The organism is Stieleria sp., from assembly GCF_041595215.1.
Classification (GTDB): Bacteria; Planctomycetota; Planctomycetia; order Pirellulales; family Pirellulaceae; genus Stieleria; species Stieleria magnilauensis.
Map to the genome: position 1 here is coordinate 6889 of NZ_JBFHKV010000002.1, position 25670 is coordinate 32558.

Annotated in this window: 1 protein-coding gene; it reads left to right on the forward strand. The window is 59.1% G+C overall.

What is annotated here, in order from left to right:
• Positions 1-244: 244 nt before the first annotated feature.
• The coding region (locus ABX749_RS00185) for a choice-of-anchor Q domain-containing protein (protein ID WP_372894242.1) at positions 245-25670 on the forward strand (25426 nt) is incomplete at its 3' end.

The window sequence follows — 25670 nt, forward strand, 5'->3', positions numbered from 1 at the left end:
CAGTCGCATCGATTGCAATTCAATTTTGCGCCTGTAACCATCAAACGAATAGCCCCCGATGCGATGGCATCGTCGCGATTTTCCCAACATTGAGAGAAAATCCAAAAAAGACACTTTATTAGCCACCGGGGGGAGGGGTTTTGTGTATGGTCTTCTAAAAGACAGGTTGCCGAGCGACCTGATCATTCTGCAACAAAACCATTGCGACCATTTATTTGCCGCAATATCTTTAGGGAAATAGAGTATGTCGCGTGCCAATCTTCGTGAGTTCTGGCGCCGAAACAAAAAGCAAAGGAAAGCGAAACGTGGTTTGCGACAGGGGACCTTTGAACGGCTAGAAGCTCGCAACCTGCTCGCCGCCTCGCTCGAATTTAAGTTGAATACCAGCGGCAGCGAAGCCACCCTCCGTCAGAATGGCGCCAACATCGAATTAGTTCAAGCTGGCACCGTTTCCCAATCGCAAACGGTGCCCGCCGCGCTCGACATGATCAAGGTCACCGGTACAGACGGTATCGACGATCGCCTTGTGATCGATGCAAGCTGGAGCAACGAATATCCGATTTCCTTTGACGGAAAAGGGGGCCAGGACACTTTGAGCGTGGCGTCCACACAGGGGCATCGTTTCCTGATCAATGGGACGAACCAGGCCGAGATCCGCGGCGCCACTGATACCGTGGTGATGAAAGCGACGAGTATCGAAAATCTGGTCGCTGGGCCCGGCAATGATCGGTTTGTCGTTGCCAAGGGCGCGAGTCTGGTCGGCTCGCTCGATGGCGGCCTGGGTACCGACATCCTGGATTTCAGCGGAGCCAAGCCCTGGACGGTCGAGGTCTCCGTTGATCTTTCTGGTGTCCAGCACACGGCGACCGGAATCACAGGGGGCATGATCGGTTTCGAACAGATCGTCGGCGGGTTTGACAACGATCAACTTGTTGGCGGCGACGAAGATGATGTACTCGGAGGCAGCGGCGGCGACGATCGGATGATGGGTGGCGGAGGGGCCGACACATTGGCAGGAGGACTCGGAAAGGACATCCTTCATGGCGGGCCAGGCAACGATGCGTTGGACGGCGGCTTGGAGTCGGACACCTACGTGTTCGCCAATCACTGGGGCATTGATACGATTGTCGCCGCGGGTCCGGACGAAATCGACGTCCTCGACTTTCAACAGGTGACCAACGATCTGGCCTTCAGCATTCGCGCATCGGACGACACGGCGGACAGCGGTGTCACCGTGGGCGACGGAACCGATAGCGCGATCGTCGACCGTGATCACGCGGATGCGGGTGCACAACACATCAAGAAGATTATCGGTGGCGCGGGGGAAAACTGGTTCTTGTTTTCCAACGATTGGTCTCGTGACTTTGCGGTGGAGAACCCGCAGGGGATTCACAATATCCTAGATTTTTCTCAGGTCGCCGAATCGACCAACCTGACGGTCACGGTTTCGAAGGCGAGCCAACCGGGCAATTTCAACAAGGTCACCGTCGTAGACGGCGATGATCATCAGGTCGTCGCGTATAACATTCACGACCTTGTGGGTGGACGTGGCGACAACCACTTTCAATTCGAAGCCGGTGCCTTTCTGCCTGGACGGCTGGTTGGCGGTACGCCCAAAGCGGATGGAAGTTTCGGCACCAACCTGCTTGACTACGCTCGATTCGGTCAGCCCGTTCACGTCAACCTGACGGACCAATCTCAATCGGTCGCTCCACAAAGTTACTTCACGGCCACCAAGGTCGGGACGTCAAATACGAGCGACGTTTTCACCATTTCCCATTCGAACTTGGTGGCAGGCGGCACCTTCACCATCACACTGGGTGGGCGGACCACGTCACCCATTCCCTATAACGCGGCAACCAATGTCGTGCAGCAACGTCTGCAGGCACTTCCTGGAATTCAGGAAGTTGCGGTCACCGGCACCGGCACCGAGGCGAATCCCTGGATCGTTACTCTGGTCGCCCCTAACCAAGGTGCCGGCGATCTGTCAGTGGATGGTCGCAAGTTGCTGATTCCCCAAACCGGCGCGACCCTCAGCGTCTCGCGAACGGGTGATGCCACATTCGAGGTCGCTCGCAATGGTGCTGCGCAAGGACTGTTCGTTCTGACCTACGACGGAAAATCGACCGACCCGATCCCAACGACTGCGCAGGCAGCTGAGCTGGCCGAGGAACTCGATCGGGCCTTTGACAGAGATGCCCAGATCAGCGGGACCGGCACGACCGCCGATCCGTGGGCCATCGAATTCACGACGCCGCCCGCCAGCCACCCTGACCTGCATACCAGCGGTCTGGTGCGTGAACCGGCGCTGCTAAAGGTCGGCACCGAAACCTCGTCGCGTTTCCAGCAAATCACGATCCCCGCATATGACGGCACGTTCACGCTAACCCACAACGGCCAGGAAACCGGCGCCATCGCGGTGGCCGGCAACACGTCTGTCGCGGAACAGGTTCAGGCCGCACTGGCCACATTGAACCTGACGGCAATTGTCAGCGGCGACGGCGGGCAAGAGAACTCGCTGCTAGTTTACTTTCCGGTTGCCAGTCAAGTCGTGCACCCCCTGACCATCAGCTCCGCTGCGTTACTTGCACAGGCCGACATACAGCCTGCGCAGCTGGACAACCGCGTTCAGGAAGTTCGTTTCCAGTCAACACAGGGAACGTTTCAGTTGACGTATGGCGGCAACCAGGCAGGGACGATTGATTTTGACCTCAATGCCACTGCCGGTGTTAACAAGTTGATCTCGGACGTTAAGGACGCCTTGGAGCAGGTGCAGGAGCTTGCCGTCAATAGCGTACAAATTCAGATCACCGGTGCAGGCTCGGAGCGAGACCCGCTGGTGATTACATTCCCAGAGTCTCTGACGACCGTCGAGCTACTTGCAAGCAGCGACGTGTCGAACGTGAACGCGATCATCCAGCAGTCGCCGCAGCTCACACTGTCCCACGACGCCGTGCTGGGAACCTTCACGTTGACCTATGACGGAGAGACCACCGCAGCGATCGCCTACAACGCGACGGCGTCCGCCGTGCGAGCCAGCTTGCAAGCACTGACCACGGTCTCCGCAGTTCACGTCACCGGCACCGGAGCCGCAGCAACTCCTTGGACAGTCGTGTTTCCTGACGGGTCGCTCGACCTTTCCAAGCTCTCCCAGTCCGGAGTGGGAGGTGATATTTCGGTTGTCAGAACGTCCACTGCCTCAACTCCGGTGCAGGAAGTGCGAACGTTGTGGAACGATGCCGTCGCCGGGCAGTTCCGCCTGTCCGCGGGCGGGGCAACGAGCGCAGCGATCGATCATCACGCGGGCGCTGCCACCATCGAATCCCGACTCGAAAGCCTGCCCGGCATCAGCGATGTCGAAGTCACTGGAAAAGGGACGGTGACCGCTCCTTGGGAAATTACGTTCATCTCTCCTAGCCACACCATTCCCACCATTACCGTTAACGACGCGTTACTCCAGTTTCACGGCGGAAACGTTGACGTGACGATGGAATCCGCCACCGTGCAGCGGATCTCTCACAATGCGACCAGCGGTACCTTTCGCTTGTTTTATGGCGGACAGATGACGGCCCCCATTGCCGCCAATGCCTTCTCGGATGTGATTGAAGTCGAGCTGGAGAAACTAACAAACCTGACGGATGTCGAAGTCTCGGGAACCGGCCCTGGCGCGCAGCAGCCCTGGACCGTGACGTTTGTCAATCCGAGTCAAGCGATTCAACCCCTGGTACCGAAAGACATCGATTTCATCGCCGCAACGCTGAATCTGGCGACGGCGTCCGCAACCGGGATTGGGCGCGGCGGAGATTCCGTCAGCCATATTACAGCGATCAACGGCGGCGACCACGACAACTTCGTTTTCGTGGCGGATGACATCACAGTCGTCGGCAGCGGTCGTCTGGAAGGGACGGCCACGGACGATGTGCTTACGGGCGGCCCATCTGCTGACATTCTAATCGCTGGCGCCGGCAACGATCAGCTGAGCGGGCTCGGAGGCGACGACCTGCTACAAGGTGAAGCGGGTAATGACCAGCTGCTCGGCGGACTCGGAAATGACGTGCTTGACGGTGGGGATGGTAACGACAAGCTGAAGGGCGAGGGCGGGAACGATCAACTGCTGGGCGGCGCCGGTAACGACACCCTCGATGGTGGCGCCGGGAAGGATCGATTGAATGGCGGTCCAGGCAACGACACTCTTGTCGGCGGCAAGGATGATGACACCTATGTGATCACCCCTGATTGGGGTCACGACATCGTCGTAGAAGAGAAGAGCGGTGGCAAGAACGATACGATCGATTTTTCCGCGATTGCCTCGCCGATCACTCACATCCTCAGCGACGACCGGTTGCTCTCGGGAACGTTTGCCGACGGCGGTTCGTTTCCGCTGGAAAAACCGCAGGAAAAACTTCAAGGTTCGTCGGATTCCACGGGGACTGTCCGGATTCCCTTGCTTGGCTTCACCTCCGGCCAAACAAACGTTGGCAACCACGAGGTAAATGTCGTGGGAGCGGCACCCACTTCGCAGGAGATTACGAACGCTTCGGCGGAGATTGCCGCAGCCTTTGAGGTGCACTTCAATGGCAAGTCTTTGAAAACGGGCCTCAATCAGGCGGCCGTGCTAACTCGCGTCGTTAACCAATTGGATATTGGAAACATTTTCGCAGGCAAGCTGTCCGCTGACGTCGAGTTTGTCCTAGTGGTGGATCGGGGGAGTGGTTCCGATGAATACTTGGTCACCGTCACCAAAAAGGAGCTTGATAACAACAAAACACTTTCGGCGTTGGCAACCGATATTCGCAACGCACTAAAGATCGCCATCAACCGGTCCAACGGCCAGCCAACCAACATTAGCAGCTTTGTCACCGTCGCATTGGAAGGCATTCTTGCGAAACGGTTGAAACTCTCTGTGACGCAGGACGGAAGCACGGTCATGCGTGACGGTAAAACGTACCTGGCCCCCGCGCTGATTCAGATTCGGCAGCCGTCTGCTGTCAATACTCTGACGGTTGGCGTGGAGGTTAAGAAGGTGCCCGGTCTGACGGGGGAACTGGCCGCGTTAGTTCCCGGTCAAGATTTGAAGCAGCTTTATCATATTGAAGAGATTGTCGCGGCCACCGCTGATAACACTTTTCTGTTCGGTAACGACTGGGGCAGCGACGGTAGCGTCGACGTCCACCTCAGCTTGGTTCCGCTCGTGAACAAGACGCGTACGCTGGTCCTCAATACCGAAGCTGCGGTCAAGGCCGGCAAGAATCTGACCTTCGACTTCCGTGCCGTCAGCGAAGAGCTCGCCTTCAGTTTCGAAACCGATCCACTAACCGGCGTCACATCGGTTGTCATCGAGAAACTAGTTTCGTTGAGCCCGCGGATTGTTAAAGACCGCATTCGCATTACGCATACCGATGCCAATACAACCATCTACGCCGGTCGTGAAAAGAACACGTTCTTTCCTTCACAGCTTTCGCCGGCAGCGGTAGTGAATGCCGTCACCTCTGGAAAGACCGCTGAGTTGATTGCCAACTTGCGAACCAACGGCCTGCAGTATAAAGGCAAGCTGATTGGCGGCGCCGGAGCGGTGACAGGCAAAGGGGGAACGGCACGCGCGGTTCTGAACAACACGCTTAACGGGAGCTTTCCCGGCTCGGGAATATTGGTGCAAAACACCATCGATTATTCACGTGGCCTCGTCGACCTCAGAGCGTTGTCACTGCTGGCCCCGTCATTGTCGATTCCGCGTTTGACGGTCACTCAGCTAACCGATTTCGAATCGTATTCGAAGGAGTTGGCCGCCGGGATTTCAAACATCAACGTTCCGGGACTCGGTAACGTTCTCGGTGGCAAGACCGATCTGGTTAAGCCCTATGTCACGGGGTTTGTGCCAGGCAACATCAGCAATGTCAACGCGGTGGTCCTAGGACGCGGCGTGAATGTCGTCTCAGGCAGCAGTCCGGAATTTCGCTTCTCGCCCTACGCGTCGTTTGGTGATGACACCTTCACCATCGGCAGCGGGACCAGTGAATTTGAACCCGGGCTTCATTTGATGGCGGGCTGGTTTGGTCCAGACACTTACAAGTTTGTCGCGGACACCTGGGGGATCGCCGGAATTTTCGAGTTGCCGGACATCAAACTCGGCGGCGGTACGGTCGAATTTGCGGACACGCTCGACTTTTCAGAGGTCGATCGTGACCTGCAGTTCACCATTTTTCAAGTGGATACTTCGAACATCGAATATCTGGTTTCCTTGTTCGCGTCGCTGGAACAACGCGGCGGCGTGTCGCTCGGTCTCGATGCGATTTCGGTCGGCAGCAATGTCGTGGTGGTCAGCGACGGCTTCCTTTCTGAATCGCTCTCCAAGGCACTCAGCGCCTTCGATCTTCCGAATGCTTTCAAGGATCTTGAGAATTTGCTCGGCATCAATCTGCTGGGCAACATTGCGGTCGCCACGGACATCGAGAACATCATTGGAGGTACCAAGCAGAACACGGTCCGCTTCGTCAACGGTGGGGAATTACAGGGCATCCTAAGCGCCGAGGGGTCGCTGACGCTGGACTATTCCGCGTATCGCAACACTGGCGACACCGAGGGAATCAACGTCAATCTCGGCAGCGCCGAGTTGTCGGCACTTGTGGACGTCCCCATCTTGGGAAGTCTCGCCAAGAAGTTTGTTTTTGGCCGCGCCGAAGGGGTCGGGGGCACGCGGTTCGGTGGTGTCGATGACATCTTAACCCGCCTCCTGGAAACAGGATTTAGTGGCCCCGTACCTGGCATCCGAGATCTTGCGGTGCAAGACGGCAGCAACGTGATCGGCAGCAGTAAAGACGACGTGTTGCGTGGCAATTTGCTGGACAATATTTTGATTGGCGGTGGCGGAAGTGATTCCATCGACGGTGGATCAGGGCAGGACACGCTGGTCCTCGAAAGCGCTGCTCCGGTTTCGATGTCGCTCTTGGACGGACAGTCCATTGCCTTCACGGGCTCGCTGGCCGGCGCTAAGACCAATCCGCTCTTGCGAGAGGTGTTTCAGGTCGAAGTCGATTCAACGGCCAACCCTCTTGACCTCCTGCTGACCGGCTCGCAGTTGAACGCCGGCGCAACGATAACCTCGCTGTCTACGCCAGACCAAGGCGGAAGTGTTTCTTTCGATTCGACTTTGAAGAAGCTTGTTTACAGACCCGCAACATCATTCGCCGGTGTTGAATCGTTCGACTATCTGGTTACCGAGACGTCCGGTTCGACAACCTCCGGAACAGCTTATGTGGCGGTTGGTCAGAGCCTAACTGCAATCAACGGCGTCGACACAGTCACCACCATCCAGAACATTGAACGCTACGTCTCCACGGGCAGTAACGACGTGTTGGTTGGCTCGACGAGCGATGAGTCGTTTGTGTTTCAGGATGGTTGGGGAACTGCAGTGGTCGCATCCGGCGGTGGCCGTGATACGCTCGATTTCTCAGCCGTCTCGACGCCTGTTGACGTGAATTCCAACGGCTTCAGCACTACCATCACAACGACGGATATTCATGCGCAGCCGCACATCCTTACCGTCTATGGGGCGTTTGACCGGATCGTACTTCGCAGCGGCACGATCACCAAAGACGCGACTTGGTCAGACGCCGAGCAGGAAACCCTGCTCGAGGGGCTCGCCGCCGCCCGCACTTGGTCGGGCAACTTCGAGACCAAACTTCAGGAAGTGGTTTCCAGCATCCCGGTAATTCCGTTTCTAGCGCAACCACTTAGTGACCTGTGGAATCTCACCGGCGGCCAACTCACGAGCAAGATCAATGACACCGTCCGCACGGCCATTGCCGCTGAATTTACGGCCAACCGCTTGAATAGTTCGGATTTGACAGCACTCGACGGCGTCTACGCAAGTTCTTCGACGAATCCACGCGAACTGCGGGCGAGGCTGGACCTGACGACTTCGTCGTTGGATGTCAATCTTGATTTTCTAAACAGTGTGTTAGGCGATCTGGGCATCAAGGTGACCCAGTCTGAGCTTTTAAAGTTGGAGGCCGGCGTTTACTTCGATTTTGGGTTTGGCATCGATGCGACCGGCTTGTTCTTTATCGAATCCCCTACGCTGGTCGCCAGTGTGTCGCTGGACCACGAGCATCCTCTGGATCTGTCATTGCAAGCGGGCCCCGTCGCCCTCTCGGTCAATGACGGCGTACTTCGTTTCAACGTCGATATTGGGTTCGGCACTTCGGGCCGTTTGACGGCAACCAATCTGCGCAACGACCCGGGGGGAAGCCTGATCAGCTTGCCTCGAATGCCCGATACGAGCAGCTATGAGATCGACTTGCCCATTACCGTCACCGGGGCGCCTGCCGAAATTCAGAATGAACCGGCTCGGATTCGTACCGCCTTCAATACCGTCGCTTCGCAGCTCAGCTTGCCTGTAGCCCAAAACGACCAATTGGATTCATTCGAATCCTTCTCGGTCGTTGCCCTGTCCGACACGCTGCCGCCCGCAAGCTTGCTGAATAATTCGCAACAGAGCCTTCCTGAAGACTTCTCGTTGTCTGATTTCTTCGCCAGCATCGCAACCAATTTGGAAACGGACAACCTGCAAAATCTGTTCACGCTGAAGAACGTCTCGTTGGACGGAATTCTCGACGGCATCAGTAACAGCTTGACGGACCTGATCGACCTGGACGGCATTGCAAACCAGAAGCTGCCCGTTGTTAACCAGAGTTTGAACGAGTTGCTCGGTGCGGGAACCGATCTGGCCGCTAATCTGCAGACGGCGATTGCCAATGTGCGAGCCAGCGCGAGCGACCTGCAGGGCCTGGAACGCAGCCTCAATTTCGAATTCAATACCGCGTTGGGACTGGGCTTGAACTTGGGCAACCAAGCAACGGTCGAAAGTGCGTTCAACAATCTGGTGGCGGTCCGCGCCGATCTAAATGGAAGTTCCACGGACGACGAACTGGTGTTGGCATTGGCTAATGTCAATCACGCCACCGCCTACGCCGACCTTCAAGCGGATCGCGATTTCGCGGCGTCGGATGTTGCACTCACCGCCCTGGGGCTGGATAAAGATTCGACCGACGAACAGATCGCCTTGACCCTGGTCAACGCGGCGCAACTCGCTGAGCTTCATGCGGACCGAGACTCGCTGGCGGCGGATCCAGATTTCATTGCCAGTCTGGCAAACCTAAATTCGATCGGCCTGACCGCGCAATCCAGCAACGCCGACATCGAAGCGTTGCTCGACAATTCCGCCGAAGTGACAGAAGCCAAGCAAGCTCGCGATCTGATTGCACGGACGGATGCTCTCGAATTCGCCAAAAACCTGGCTCACAATTTTCTCGCATCCCTAGGCCTGGCCGACGATGCCTCCAACACGCAGATTGAAACGGCGCTCGATCAAACAGCCGCCATCGCGGCGCTGATCGCGGATCGCGACCTAGTTGCCGGGCGTTCGCTCGCGATGCAACAGGCTGCGCATCGCCTGGATGCCATCGGACTGGACGGTCGTGCCACCGATGCCGCCATCACCGTTGCGTCGGCAGATTCCGTCGCCTTCAATCAATTGACAAATCAACGGGCCGTGTTGCTCCACTCGGATCTCGTACTAAGCGAATCGCTCAATCGGTTGAACAATCATGGGCTGGATGCCAACTCCGAAGATCTGGAAATCGCCGCCGCCATCGTCACGCCGACGTCGTTGACGGCGCTGGCAGCCGACCGCGATCGGCTGGCCACGTATGAAACCAACCGATTCATCGGGATCTCGACAAAGGATTCGGTGCTCTCGGTCAACCTGCAGTTCGAGAAGCTTCTGACGACTCAGATTCCCGTACAATTGGACCTGCAGGATCTGATCGCGTCGACCGCAGTGCCGCAGGAAGTCAAAGACATGATCGGCGAAGGGGGCGTGTTTCAAGTTGACGTTAGTGGCGGGGGGGACGTCGACGTGGACGCCTTTGGCCGCTTCGAACTGGGATTTGGCTTTGACGTCAGCAATCCACTGAGTCCGGTATTTTTCGTAACCGACGATACCGGTGTGACTTTAGGACTGGACATCAGCAATGCCAGCCCCCTGGACTTTACCGCTACCATCAACGTGCCAGCGATCGGCAAAGTTGGGCTGGTCATTGACGATGCGGACGCCCGGATCAGCCTGCGATCTCGCGTGGGACTGGCCGACGACAGCGCCGGCGACAATCGGCATACTTCGACCGAACTCCTCTCGGCGCTGGAGTTCACGGCTTCGGGGAACACAGTCATCGATCTGCCGATCTTTTTTCCCACGCCCGAACTTCCGTTGAGCGGCACGACCGACGATCGCAACGCCGATGGTTACGCCGACAATGTGCTGCACGTGCAAGCTGGCCTCGACCTGAACGGCTTGAAAGATATCCAAATTGTCACGCCCAACCTGGCCAACATGTTCGATCTGGCGGTGATCCTGAATGATCCGCAAGCGATTGTCACTGGATTGAACGCGATTTTCGACGGCGCCAAGAACAGCCTGGACGCGACATTCGCAGAACTCGACCTGCCATTGCTGGACGACGCCGTCCAGGACGCGGGCGGTTTCATCGATCAACTGCGAGATGTGATTGTTGGCGATGACGATCCGCTCACGCCGCAAACCGGATTGCATTCCCTGCTGGCCCCAGGGATCGCCGCCGGCCAAAGCACGATCGAAATCATTCAACAGGGGCTTTTCGACCTGGCGGGAGATTTCCTGGTGGTCGAACAGCTCGATGCCGCCACGGGCGATTACATCTACGTCCCCGTGCAAAGTCCCGACGACATTCAACTCGTCCTCGACGCAGACCATATTCAGTTCAACGTCTTGATCGCGGGCAATGTATTCAACAAGACACTGGATCTGAACTTCGAATCGTCGCTGCCGGGGCTGGACTTGGAACTGGATTCGCCCCTCAACGTGAAGATGGATTATCTGTTCGCTTTTGGTTTTGGTTTCAGCGTCAGCGACGGGTTCTATCTGGATACCAGCGGCAGCAGTGCGACCGGTGACGAATTTCTGTTGACGCTGGATGCCACGCTGCAAGGGGCAAGCTTCACGGGCCGTTTGGGGGCATTCGAAATTGAAATTGCGGACGTTCCCGTCGACGCCGTCAATTCCGCTGGCGCGGCGCGCGACGATGGCCTGCCGAGCGGCATCTTTGGTTCGTTCGGCGTCGACCTGACCGGTGGCACGAACGGTCGTCTTGGCATCACCAGCATTTCTCAATTGGGCGTGGCCGCTAAGTTGAAGGTCGAGACGGATCTCGATTTCGACATCCAAGCGCGTCTCAACGCCGGAGACCTCGACCTGCCCGAATTGGATACGACCCTCCATTTCGATCACATCATTCTGGATCTGGATACCTCGCGGGCGGTCCAGACGGTGCTGGCGGCTCCGGAAATTGAACTCGAAGGGATCAGTTTTGAAATCACCACCACGACGGATGCCAACCACATTCGCACCGTGAAGACGTTGCTGGGCGTGGCGCCGTTCGAAGCGTTTATCGGCGCGGGCCCGGCAAAGATCGCAGACCCCCAGAATCCCGATCAACGGATCATCAATCCAGACGCCGTTGGGGCCCTGGTGGACGACGCCCATTTTGGCTTGCTGATGGTCAAGAAAACCGACGTCACGGATCCCCAGACGCCGGTGGCCTTGCCCAACGGCTCGGGCTTCGCCTTCGACATTGCCGGCACGGGATCCCTGATCGGTGTTGCCGGGCTCGAATTGAACGGTTCGCTGGCAGCCGCCTTCAATAATACAGGTACCGCACAGAACGAAGTCATTCTGATCCGCAATCCGCAGTTCGATCCGTCGCGGCCCGCGGACCCGCAAACGAACCCCGAGCATTACGAAGTCAGCTTAAATTTTGCGGGCAATACGCATGCCATCGCCGGAGCCGCCTCGCTAGTGATCTTTGATCAAGGCAGCGGTGACGAGTTTGTTTCGCTCGAAGGAGGCTTCCGCATCACGAAGTCGTCGACCCTGGACGAGGCAACTCAATTGGAAACGACCAAAATCCTGATCGGTGCGGCTGGTAAGGCGTTTGCGGGTCTTGGCCCGTTGGAGATCCCGGACCCCCACGATCCTGCGCAGACGATTGACAATCCGGATGCAATCGGCGTCGCGGTGACCGATGCGCGACTGGGGCTGGTGCTGCACACGTTGGTGAATCAAACCGATCCGGCGGCGCCCCTGACGCTTTCGTCAGGCTATGCCCTCGATACCGGCGGCAGTTTCGGCCTGGTGGGGCTCGAGGGAATCGACGCCAGCGGTGGCGGACGCATCCGGATCAATACAACCGGCTTGACCACCGACCTGGGCAACGGTTTGGTTTTGGACGAACTGATTCAGGTTCCTGATGCGTCGCAGCCCGGTCAGACGATTCCCGTCGACGTGCAGTTCAGCGAAGACGTGCCGCTGTCGCTAACCGCCAATGCCACTTTGGGCGTGGCGGATCTCTTCCACTTGTCCGGCAGTCTGGACATTTCCAAGACCCCCTCGGGGGCCTTGCTGGTGGCGGTGCCCAGTGCCTCATTGTCACTGACAGTGGACAATGCTGATGGCGACGACACCAACGATGAAGTGGTCAACCTGCAGGGAGCCACGAAGTTTTCCATCAGCCCCGAGGACGGATTCAAGGTTCTGGACGCCCGTCTGACCGGATTCTCGTTACTGGGAGTCGGCGCGGAGCTGGATTTGCAGTGGCCGACCGAACCCGAGCCAACGTTGTCGTCCCCGCCGACAACCAACCCGGACGCTCCGCGCGGCAACCTGGACAGCCCGCTGAACGGTGCGACCGTTGACGCGGCGATTCTCAACAACCACGGCTACATCGACGTCACGTTCCAGGACCGCAGTGGCCAGGGATTGGATGCGTCGACGATCATAGACGACACGGCGGAATTTGTTTTGAGCGGTTCCGGCGTGGCGGACGCCGAGTTGGTTGGCACACCGAAATACCTGGGCCGCGGTACCTATCGCTATCGCCTTGAGGACAAAAATCCAAACAACGAGATCAACCTCTTCACGGCGGGAACCGTCGCGATCGCCTTCACCGCGGATGCCTGGCGAGACAACACGGGGGCCGGCAACGAAACAGAGACCGAATCGTTTACGGTTCGCGACGGCCGAGCCACCACCGCCACGAACCTCGGCTTGGGGCCGATCATCTTCAAGGGGCCGACGCTGGGGCTGAAAGACTTCAGTTTCAACAAGGGCGCGCTGACGGCCTCGGTGTCGTTGGGCGTGGCTACAGCCGGCTTGAACTTTGGCGGCAAGAAAGAGAGCGAGACGTCCGAGGCGCAGTCCGGCAGTGGGATCTCCGTCGTGGCCAGCGATGTCAAAGGGACCTTCGATGTCAGCGTGAACGTGCCGGCGTTCTCGGAATGCGTAACCCAACAGACCAGCTGCGAGCAGGTCGGTGACGTCGGTGCATTCCGCATTGATGTCGGAGCTTTTGATCTGCAGATTCCGGGCGTACTAGACAGCCATGCCGAGGGGATCACCGTGCAGTACGACCCAGCGGGTGCAGCCGATCAGGAACTGGTTCGGATTGAATCCGCTTCGCTGACCTTTCCCAAGTTTAATGTGGGAGGCAGCATCGAGCCGTTTACGCGAGGGGACGGGACCGTGGTGCCAGGCTTGACCGTGCGGCAGGATGGATTCGCGTTTGGGACGGCGACGGTCGTGGCCGAGGGACCGATCAAGGTGGCGGGCCTGCTGAGCCTGGACGACATTCGTATCGGCATCTCGGACTTCGGAGTTACCTTCGGCGAGAGCCTGGACTTCGACGGCGAGATCTTTGTCGCTTCCGGCGGCGCCACGCTGTTGCCTGGTACCTCCTTCGCCGCCACGCTCAGTGACGGTGGAGATCCCGGTGACGAAGCCGTTCGATTGGCTCTGGGTTTCACCGATGGCTTGGTCGACGCGTTTATCTTCGACGTGGATACTTTGCAAATGAATTTCGGCAGCTACGTGACGCTGACCGGACAGGATCTGCGGCTGAATACCGATGCGGCCGCCGACGAAGAAGTGCTGCATGTCGGATCGATCGGCGCACAACTGACCGCAGGTCCGCTGACGGTCGGTGGCGAAGGCCAGAATTTCGCGATTTTGGGCGATGGTTCGTTTAAGGCACTGACTGGCTTCGGCGTGGAGTTCTCGCTGGGACAAAACGCCGACGGCACCTCGGATGCTTCGTCGCTGCAGTGGCCGTCCTGGATTCCGCTCAAGTCCGCTGCGGTCGGCATCCGATGGGCTGACATTGCCGCCGACCCGGCTGATTTCCAGCTGATTGTTTCGGCGGCAGTGGATTTTAATCTGGCGTCGCTGAGGTTGGCGGGTTCTGTCCGCGATGCCGTCATCGATGTCGGTTTGTTGGCCGAAGGGAAGTTCCCACTGGTCGACGTGTCGGGCGTTTCGCTCGACATCGGCGGCAAGCTGGGGCCCGTCAAGATCGCGGGCGGCTTCGCGGTGGGGGTTGTCAAAGTGGATGCCGATGACGACCCCAGCACGCCGGAGGAAACCGCCTTCTACGGTCGGATCAAGGGCAAGTTTTCCTATAGCGGCATCGGCGGCGGTATCGACCTCGGAGTCAGTCAGTACGGGCCGCTCATCGCCACGTTGGACGTGGGCGGGATTGTGCTGGGCCAAACCGGATTCGTGTTGGGGGTCCAAGATGTCGGTTTCGTGTTCGGGCTGGACGGGCTGCCGTCGGTGACTTCGCCCGAGGAACTGTTGACCGAAACCTTTGTCGCACCGCCCAAAATCACCGACGCCACGATCGTCAAAACGCTGACCGATTCGATCCGTAATCAGCAAGCGACGTGGGACAAAGGCTTCCGGCTCAGCGCCACCGGCACGATTACGAATCTGTACGCGCAAGGTCTGGTCAGCGGCAATGTCACCGTGGCCGCGGATGTGACGTTGCAAGGCGAGAACTCCGGACTGAAGTTCCTGCTGTCCGGCGGTATCGAAGCCCTGGGCATCCCGATCACCAATGGGGCGGCCTTGATTGATCTATCCAATCCGCTGGTCCCCCGGTTCGACCTGGGATTTGCCTTGCCGGCTCGGAATAACCCCTTGGGATTCTTGTTTCCTGCCGAGGGAGTTCTCACCGCCACCCTGGATACCAAGGGGATCATCGAGATGCCCCTGGTCGGCATCGGCACCTTTGTCGATCAGTTCGTTGGCGGAAGTTTGCCGTTGCTGCAGAATCAGATTAGCCTTGCAATGGACGGGTTGGCCGCGACACTCGAGGCGGATCATACGCTGCCCCTGTCCCAAATCCTCCTGGACGTCAATGCCGATGGCACGGTCAGCGATGGTTCCGTCGATAGTGCGGACAACGAGGACCAGCAAGTCATCGACAACCACTGGATCACCGCACGGCTGATTGGGGACGCTACGTCGACGCCCCCGATCCCCTCGATATTGCCGACCAGTTTCGCGGCGATTGAAGGCCTAACAACCAATCAGCTTGACCAGGCCGTGGGGATTGCCACGCTGTTCGTGCCCGAGCTGATTCAGCAGATCGAACCCGCAGATGTGAGCGAGTTCTTTGCGTTGCTTGGTCCCATCATTGTGGATGCCGGCATCGCGGGACTGGCCGCCGGCTGGGATGCGTTTGATCCGTCGCTGGTGATCACGGGCAGGATTCAGCCACAATTCTTCGGCACCCCGATGGGCAAACCGACTGCGGCCGTCGACGTCATCGTGAACAAGGACAAGGTGTCGTTGACATTCGACGGCAGCCTCAGCGACTTGGTTCTGGGAGCGGGGGTCGCTCTTCCCGGTTTCGGCCAACTGGTGGCGCTGTACGCCGCGTTGCCACCGCAGATCAAAATCACCGACAGCACCACGATTGGCGCGACGCTTGACCTGCCCGACGAACTGATTACCGCGTTGCTCAGTGGGCTCCAGGATCCCGCAGATACCGACTCGCCCGACGTGGCGACGATGCTGTTGAATTCGATCAACCCACTGGACGGTTGGGAAGTGCTGTTAGCCAGTTCCATGAAGGTCGTTGGCTTCGATCTGGGCAAGGTTTCGGGATTCATGTTCGGCCCCCAACTTGATGACAAGGGAGATGTCTCGATCCGTTCGGACAGTCTGTTTGCCAGCCGAGTCGTGAACCTCGATCCAGACAAGGATGGTCAGCCGAATGCGGATCTCGCCGAGTGTGTTGCGAAAAACGTGCATCCCGACGATCTGTTCAACGATGCGTCGTGTGCCGTGCCGGGTGGCTCTCCGACCACCGAGAACCTGATCCCGGTCAACACCTACAAGCAATACAACAACCTCGTGACGACAGGTGGCATCCTGCTTACCGGCCAATTGCTGATGCCCGATCTGCTGATCGATCCGGTCGGACTGATCGAGTGCGACGATAGCGAAAAACAATGCATCGACTGGTCGCCGCCAGCGATCGACCTCGGCCGGCTCGATCAGACGTTCACCGATGTGCAGAGCTACGTTTCGCAGATTGCGAACGGACTGACGCAGCAGAGCGAGTGGGCCAAGCTGCAGGTTTTTCTTCCTTCACCGGGGAACCTGTTAAACTTTGGCGATTATCTCGAGGGGGATCGCTCGGTTACCGCCGCGAGTGTCGGTGCGACCTTCGAGCAGAAAGTCCAACAGATCATGGGGGCGGCGTATATCGATGGCTACAGCGATTTGCGCGTCCTGGGCACGGATTTCGGCGCGACGCGAATCGAGGCGACGGTCAACGGGATCAACGCCTCAACGGAAATCCCCTGGCTGGCAGGACTGACGGCGGAATTGGAAACCGGCTTCCGCGAAGTCGAAGCAAACCGTCTGATTTATGACCTCGTGACCTCGCCGCTGGTGTCAACCGTGTCCGGAGTCAGTGACCCCGCCACGACCTTCGGCTTTCTAACCGACGGCACCTTCCCGGACCTCGGCACCCTTTCGTTTCCTGTGGCCGGCTTCGAAGGCTCGATGGACACCAGCAGCTTTGCAAACTGGTTAGCGGACAGCCTGCGGTTGCCCGACGGAGTCTTCGAGGCGGTCACGCAGGCCGTCAACTCCAAGATCTTTGTTGGGGTCTACACCCCGGGCTTCGGGTTGGACGATCCCACAGCGGAAGGTCCCAAACGTTATGGCGGAGTGGTGGTCGAAGGGGCCACAAATATCGCTGGACTGGTCGACAATGCCCAATTCCATTTCGAGATGGAGCCGTTTAGTTTCCTGGAAGGTACGGACGCCGCGTCCGTGCTGATTCCCAATTTCAAGGGTTCCGCGTCCGTGCCGCATTTGTCCATTCCGGGACTGAGCGGGGCATCCGACCTGATCTCGCTGGATGACTTTACCCTGCTAGTGGAAAAGACGCCGAGCGACTTCCTGCTGAATATCGACGGTCAACTGAAGTTGTTGAACACCGTTTATGACGTCCATGGTGAATTAAACGTGGACGACGCCGGCATCTACGGCGACCTGAACGCACAGGCTGTCAGCGGCTCGACGATGGTGGGGCTGGGCTTCACAATTGACGGCGATGTCGACTTCGAAATCAATACGACCGGCGTGACGCGTCTGGGGATCCCGGCTTACACAAGCCGCATCCATGTCGATGGTCGGTTGACGGCGGGCAACTTTGTGGTCGACGGCGACTTCCTGCTGCAGACCGCCGGCGGCAGGCTGCAGATCACCGCTGACGGCGATGTCGACCTGGGCGCCTTCGGGATGCTTCAAGCTGGCGGTACGCTGCACGTCACCAACGCGGGAATCTACGGCGGGCTGGCGATGAGCGCGCCGAATATCAATGTCGCCGGCGTGACCGTCAACGGAGCCTTCCAGTTGGAGGTAAACTCCACCGCTAGCGCGCAGACCTTCACGGGCTTTACTGTCAACGCGACCAACGGTTCGGTGGTTCACAATCAACCGGTCACGGTTGCCCCGCAGACCGTCCACGTACTGGCCGGCGGTACCTTGTCCGCAGGCGGATTTAGCCTCGACGGCCAATTTGCCATGATCGCTCAGGCTGGCCGCCTGCGGGTCGATGCGCTGGCCCGCATGCAAGACTTCTTTGGCACTTCCGTGGTCGTCAGTGGGATCGCTGCGATCGTGCCCGGACAGGGTGGCGGCTTGGTCTTGGATGTCGGGCTGGCGGCGCGGAACTTCAACCTCCCTGCAGTCGAGATCTCGGCGGATACCCGGCTGACGATCAACACCACGCAGTTCCAGCAACCTGGGCAGGACAACGTCTGGATCGCACCGAACACGGCGCAGGTCCGTTTGCAGAATGCCAACGTCACCTTACTTGGCCTGTTCCATGCCACAGGAAACATGACCGCCGGCGTCAGCAACGGCGTGTTTCGCATCAACGTTCCGCAGTCGCATCCGCTCACCATGGATTTTCTGGGGCTCGCCCAACTGCAGTTATTTGGTTTCCTGGATTCCCACGAGGACTTCTGGCTGAGCGGAAACGGACAACTGGATTTCCGCTCCAATGACAAATGTTGGGGGCTCGTTGCAGGCTTCTCGGCGACGCTCAGCAGCGATCAGCCGGAGTTCTCGGGAAGTGTATTTGGGAACGCTTTTGCCTTTTGCGGAAGCGTTGCCTCCGCATCCGGGTCCTTGTTCATCGATTCCGGTGACGTGCTGCTGAACGCGACAGCCAACGTGCTGGGCATCCACACCAATTATACGTTTGCGTTGGGACACGTTGGTACACCAACGTATGCCCCGCGGATCACGACGTTCGCGGTTCCCTCCACCGGCAGCGAAGGAACTGCAATTAGCCTGGGGGCCAGCGCCGTCGACCCTGGAGAAAACGCATCGCTGAACTACGCCTGGACGGTCCGTCGAAACAACACGGTGATCGCCAGATCGGCGTTCCCGACGATCGCCTTCACGCCCGACAACGAAGGCGATTACGATGTCAGCTTGACGGTAACCAATGCTGCGACGAACCAGTCGACGACCAAGACCTCATCGATCAGTGTCGGCAATGTGGCGGCCCAGTTCACTGCGTGGAACGTCCCCGGCCAAGCACCGGAGGGCAGTACGGTCGTCGTCGATGTAGCGGCCAACGATCCCGGCGCTTATGATCAGCTCTCCTATGCATGGACGGTGACTGGGCCGGAGTCGTTCAAGGGGGCGGGCACGTCCTTCAGTTTCATGCCCGTCCGCGAGGGTCTATATACCGTCGGAATCGAGGTGACGGACGACGCCGGTGCGATCGCCACGCGACAGTCCACCCTGGTTGTGGTCAATCAAGCGCCCCACATCACCCGCTTCACCATGCCAGAGTTCGGCCTGCAGTCGGTGCAGGTTTCCCTCGAAGCCTCGGCGACGGACGTCGATGCACTCACCTATCGCTGGATCATTTCGCCGCCTGGAACCACCGGTACGGCACCGATCATTCTCCATTCCCCAGACGCCCAGTTCACTCCCGCGTCGCTCGGCAACTACCATGTCGAATTGATCGTAACCGATACGGATGGTGCCACCACCAGCCGAGTTGGGACCGTCAGCGTTATCCCCTCTGGCACGTTGGTCGATACGAAGGAAGACGGCATGCCCGACCCCAACGATGGCAAGACAACTTTTCGCGAAGCGGTGAACGCATCGCAGGCTGGCGGCGGAGCGGTTACTTTCGATCCAAGTCTCGCGGACGCCGACGGAGTGATCCAAATCGAGCTGACGACCATTGGCGATACGTCGCACGGCAACTCGGCGATCCGGATCGGTAGCAATGCATCGATCATCGGCGATTTTCGATATCAGGTGGTGCTCTCCATTCCCGACAGTGCGCCGGAGATGCGTCACTTTTTCGTGGACCGGACCGGTTCCCAGTTTCCGCAACTCTTGCTGCAATACGTCACGCTCACCGGAGGAACGATCCGCAATACGGCGGATGCGTACGGCGGCGCCATCTATAACGAAGCCCTGGTTTTCTTCTTTGGCAGTACGCTCCATGGCAATCGCGTGGAGAGCACCAATGGGATAGGGTACGGTGGCGGCATTTTTGTCGACCGCGATGCCAGTGTGCTGTTCAGCGATGCCACCCTCTCGAACAACGTCGCTGCCGGAACAAGTGGGAGCAAGGGCGGCGGTGTTTATAACCGTGACGGCGTGGTGAAATTTTACACCAGCACCGTGACTGACAATCAAGCCGAGATTGGAGCGGGAGTTTCTTCGGACATCCCCAATGTTTATGAATACCTGCTGCTTTTGCAGAATACGATCGTCGCTGGCAATCGGGCGCCAAACGGCGGAGCCGCAGGCAGCGACATTGCTTATGTAGGTAACTTTGCAGCATACGCGAGCCTCGCCGGCAGCCTTTCGCCAGACGTCTCGCGTGCCGGGCTGACGCGGACATCCGACCCGAAGCTGGGGCCACTGCAACACAACGGCGGGCCCGCGATGACCCACGCGCTGTTGTCTGAAAGTCCCGCCATCGACCCCGTCGCCAGCGGCGATGCCGTGAACGTTTATGATCAGCGCGGCATACTGCGCGATGCGGCGCCCGACATCGGTGCGTACGAATTTTCCGCTCCCGATGTCACCATCGCCGATGCCTACGTCACCGAAGGCAATGACGGCGAGTCGAATCTCAACTTCACAATCACCCGGTCTCGCAACACGTCAACTTTCAGTTTTGTTGTAGAAACCGCCAACCTCTCCGCAATCGCTGGCAGTGATTACACCGGCCTGGCACCCACGGTAAAAACGTTCCAGCGCGGTGGATCGCATACGATGACCGTCAGCATCCCCGTGCTGGGCGACCTGGAAGGTGAACTGGATGAGACGTTTGCCGTAAATATTCGTCCGCATATTTTCACCCAGCATGCGGTGTTTCCGGCCCCACAAGCGATCGGCACCATCCTCAACGATGACGACCACTTCGTCGTTAACACGCCGTTTGACGCCATCAATAACATGGACCCGTACATGAGCCTCCGCGAGGCGATCAGCGCAGGCGGGACAAGTCAGAAGCGGATTGAGTTCGCTGACAGCCTGTCCGGCCAAACCATCGAGCTGACCGAAGTCGGCGACCATACGCAGGGAGCTTCGGCATTGTTAATCGACCATACCGTCACGATTTCCGGCGAACATACACCGGGCCTGACCATCGCACGCCCCGATAGTGCTAATCCGATGCGGTTGTTCTTGGTGGATGACAGCGGTGTGCTGACGCTCAGTCAGCTGACCCTGACCGGCGGCTTGGCACTCGGGACTCAAGCCAGCACCGCCGGTCAAGACGGTGGCGACGGGATCGGCGGCGCGATTCTCAATCGGTACGGCTTGGTTCTGGAGAACGTAACGTTGACCGGCAACCGTGCGGTCGGCGGTGACGGCGGCTTCGCAGCCGCAAACGTCGAAGCCGGTCAGGGGGGCGACGGACTGGGTGGCGCGCTCTTCAGCACCGACAGCGTCTTAGCCACCAACGTCACTTTCTCTGCTAACGCTGCCGTGGGCGGCGGAGGCGGTCGCGACCCGAATACCGGTCAGCTCGTCGCTCAGGGTGGGATAGGGTTTGGTGGTGCCGTAACCAATCTGGACGGAAGATTTGCCCAGTTTGTTCACTCGACGTTGGCGGATAACGAAGTGGTTGCGGGCGGTAGCGCCAACGCGGATCCGTCCGCCCCACTGGCAGGCGGTGCGATCCACAACGAACAACGCCATAGCAACTCCCAGTTCATCCTCGCCAACAGCGTGGTGGCAGATTCTCGAGGCGGTATGGATGTCGTCAATGCTGGCGGTACGTTCGCTGGTGGTTACAATCTGATCGAAAGCTCCAGCGGTGTGCCGTCCAGTGTGATCCTTTTCACAGCGGATCCGTGGCTGGGAACATTGACTGACAATGGCGGCCACACGCCCACCCATTCGTTGAATCCGGGAAGTGTCGCCATCAACGCCGGCACAAACCTTACCAGCGTGCCGCGCGATCAACGCGGGCGTACTCGCGACGCCCGGCCCGATTTAGGTGCCTTCGAATCCTCGGCGCCCGCGGCAGCTCCCGGTGGACCTTATGTCGCCGTGGAAGGAACCGAGATTCAACTGGATGGTGGCCAGTCGTTCGGCAGCAACGGGATCGTGCAATACGCGTGGGATCTTGACTACGACGGCGTTACCTTTGATGCCGACCTGTCCTCCACTCAGGCGGTTTCCCACGTGACGTTCGCGGATCATTTCGCCACCCGTACGATCGCCTTGCAGATCACCGACGGCAGTGACGCGGTTGATATCCGAACCACGACTCTGGAGGTACTCAACGTCAAACCGACGATCACCCTGGCGGGCGCGGCAAGCAGCGACGAGGGCGCGGCCTATACCTTGCAGCTGTCCGCCATCGATCCGGGCGACGATGCGATTCAACACTGGGTGATCCAGTGGGGCGATGGACAGAGTCAGTTTGTCACCGGCAATCCGTCGAGTGTCGATCATGTTTACCGGGACGGTCTGGCCAGTCACACGATCTCGGCCACGGCCACGGACGAAGACGGGACCTACGCCGCCACCAACCAGATCGCGATCGAGATTCGGAATGTGTCGCCACAACGGACGTTTGCGGGGTCTGCGAATGTGCTCGAAGGAGACGTCTACACCTTGAACCTCTCGTCCAGCGATCTCGGTGCGGACACGATCCAGTACTGGACGGTCGATTGGGGCGATGGACTGACGGAAACCATTGTCGGAAATCCACCGTCCGTGACGCATGTTTATGCGGATGGCCCAGCCGTGCATCCAATTTCGGCCACGGCCACCGATGAGGACGGCACGTTTGCCGCGACTCCAGTGAACTCGGCAATCGTTCAGGTGAATAATGTCGCTCCCTCCCCATCGCTTGATTCCATCAGTTCCCCACGGCATGTCGACACCCCGGTGCATATGGAGGCGTCCGCGACGGACCCTGCAGGTGCGTCGGACACGTTGACGTTTTCCTGGCGGGTGCTCAGGGGGGCTGTCGAAGTGGCAACCGGTAGCGGGACGCGATTCAGCTTTACACCTGCCATCGCAGGACTGTATGCCGTGCAGTTGACCGTAGATGACGAAGACGGCGGCTCGGCAACGCGGAGTGCCGTGATCGACGTGCTGGCCGCCACCCCCGTGATCTCGGACTTCCTGGTACCCCAGAGCGGGCTCGAGGGAACGACGATCGCGGTCAGCGCGATGGCATTCAATCCGCTGGGAGGTCTGCCTGAATACCAATGGAGTGTCGCCAAAAACGGACGGCCGTGGCTCACGGCCGCGTCGCCTTCCTTCGAATTCACGCCGGACGACCAGGGTGACTACGAGGTGCGGCTGGTGGCCGTCAATGCGTTCGGATCCGTAACGCGTTGGGCAACCGTCACCGTCGACAACCTGGCGCCCGTCGTCGGACCGCTCCAGCTTCCGTCCGCCGCCGTCGAGGGAACGCCGGTGATCATCACGGTTGCCGCCAGCGACCCTGCTGGCATGGCCACAGACCGCACTGTCGGGCTGTACGAAGTTCAATACACCATCGTCCCCCATCCGTCCGCCGACACCCCCGCCGGCGACTGGATCTCCATCGGCACGATCGATATGAACGGCTTGGTGGGAGTCCCCTTTCTCTCGCACCTTCGACACCGCTTCAATTTCGACGCCGTTAGCGCCACCGGAATTCGGCTGATGGTGCCCGAGGGCGCGGCGATCGACGAACTGGAACTGTACGCCGACCACGGCGCCGTGGTACCGGTTCGGGTCCCCGGTATGCGGCTGATTGAGACCGGGGGGACCACCAGCGGTGGCTACGTACCGCGGAACCTGGCACTGGCCGCCGCTGGCGCAGTCCCCTTCGCCCTGGATGAAGGTGCCAGCTTCGGCCACCTGCTGGCCGCGGTGAACGATGGCCTGTACGGAAATTCCAACAGTTGGATCGGCAATGGCCAAACAGGAACCATGGGGGCCTTTGTGGGGGTTCGCCTGGCGCAGCCCGAGTCGATCAGCCAGATCGCCTTTGGTCGCGACAACGGCGGCGAAGCAACGGTCTTCCGCGACCGATCGCAGGGAACCTACACCATCCAGTACACGACGGCACCCGCTCCTGACGCCGCCACGCCCGATGCTCAATGGCAGACGATTGATACTGTCCGCTACTCGTCAAGCACGACCGATCCTCAGAAACGCCATCTGTACGAATTCGATACCCTGGCCAGCGTCACGGGCGTGCGGATTTTGGTTCCGCGCACCGGACTCGACGGGGGCACGGCCATTGACGAGATCGAGGTCTATTCGGCGGTCCGGCGTATCCAGACCGGCGGCGATGACGGCAACGGCGGTGTGCCGGATAATCTCGCCCTGGCGGCCAATGGTGCGCTCCCGTTCGCGCTGGACGAGCTGGACCCAGGCGGGCAACACGCGATCAATAAACTGAATGACGGTGTATACGGCAATTCGAATGCGTGGATCGGCAACGGCGCCGCGGGTCCGTCGGGACCGCTGGCAGGTGTGGTGCTGGCTTCGGCGCAAACCATCAACCGCATCGCCTTTGGCCGCGACAACGGAGGTGAGGCAGCCGCTTACACCGACCGCTCGCTGGGCAACTACACGCTGCAATTCACGACCGTGTCAAATCCCCTCGCCGGAAGCGAATCCGATTGGAAAACCATTGGCAGCGTGACCTATACGACGGCCAGCGCCCAGCGACCGTTGCGCAATCTGTACGAGTTTGAACCGATCGAAAACGTCACGGCAGTCCGCATCCTGGTTCCGGCCACCAGCGCTTCCGGCGGAACCGCGATTGACGAGATCGAAGTCTACGCACCCGAACCCGTCGCGCTCGACGGCCTGGAATTGAATGGCGGCGGGCTGGCGTTTGCCGAACAGGCAGGCACGTTCGCTGCAGATAACCTGGCGGCACGCGGGGCCGGAGCCCTCGGTTTCGCCTCCGACGCGTTGGACGGACATCTTGCCAGCTCGGTCAACGACGGCCTGTTTAGCCGAGGAAACAGCTGGATCGATGCCACTGGAGGCGACCAGTTTGTCGGCCTCAATTTGGGATCGATCCCGGTCTCCTTGTCGTCATTGGCATTCGGTCACAATAACCGGCAGACTGGCCACGGGCCGGGAAGCAATGACACGCTGACATACGACTGGACCGTCTTTTATGGAGACGCCGTGTTCGCTGCAGAGACGGGGACCGATCTGTCGGCCTTCCGCTTTATGCCGAACGAGGATGGAGACTATCGGATCCAACTGAGTGTGTCCGATGAAGATGGCGGGGTTTCTCCATTGACAACCGAAATGATTTCGGTCGCTAATGCCCTGCCGACACTGGATGCCGGTCCAGATCAAACGCCCCATGAAGGTGCGTTCATCACGCTCGGCCCAGCCACCTTCACCGATCCCGGCTTTGATAACCCAGCCGGCGGCACGCAGGAAAACTTTGCAGCCACCATCCATTGGGGTGACGGCACCAGCGAACCGCTCAGCGACATCACACTCGTCGAACTTCCCGGCAGCGAAGGCGTTTTAACGACCGGCACGATCAACGCCACACACGCTTATGCCGACAACGGCACCTACACCGTCACGGTCACCGTCCAAGACGACGACGGCTTGGCCGTCTCGGATACGTTTAATGTGTTGGTCACCAACGTCCTGCCAACGCTGGACGCTGGTCCGGATCAAACGACCGTCGAAGGCGCGTTCATCACGCTCGGCCGGGCCACCTTCACCGATCCCGGATTCGATAACC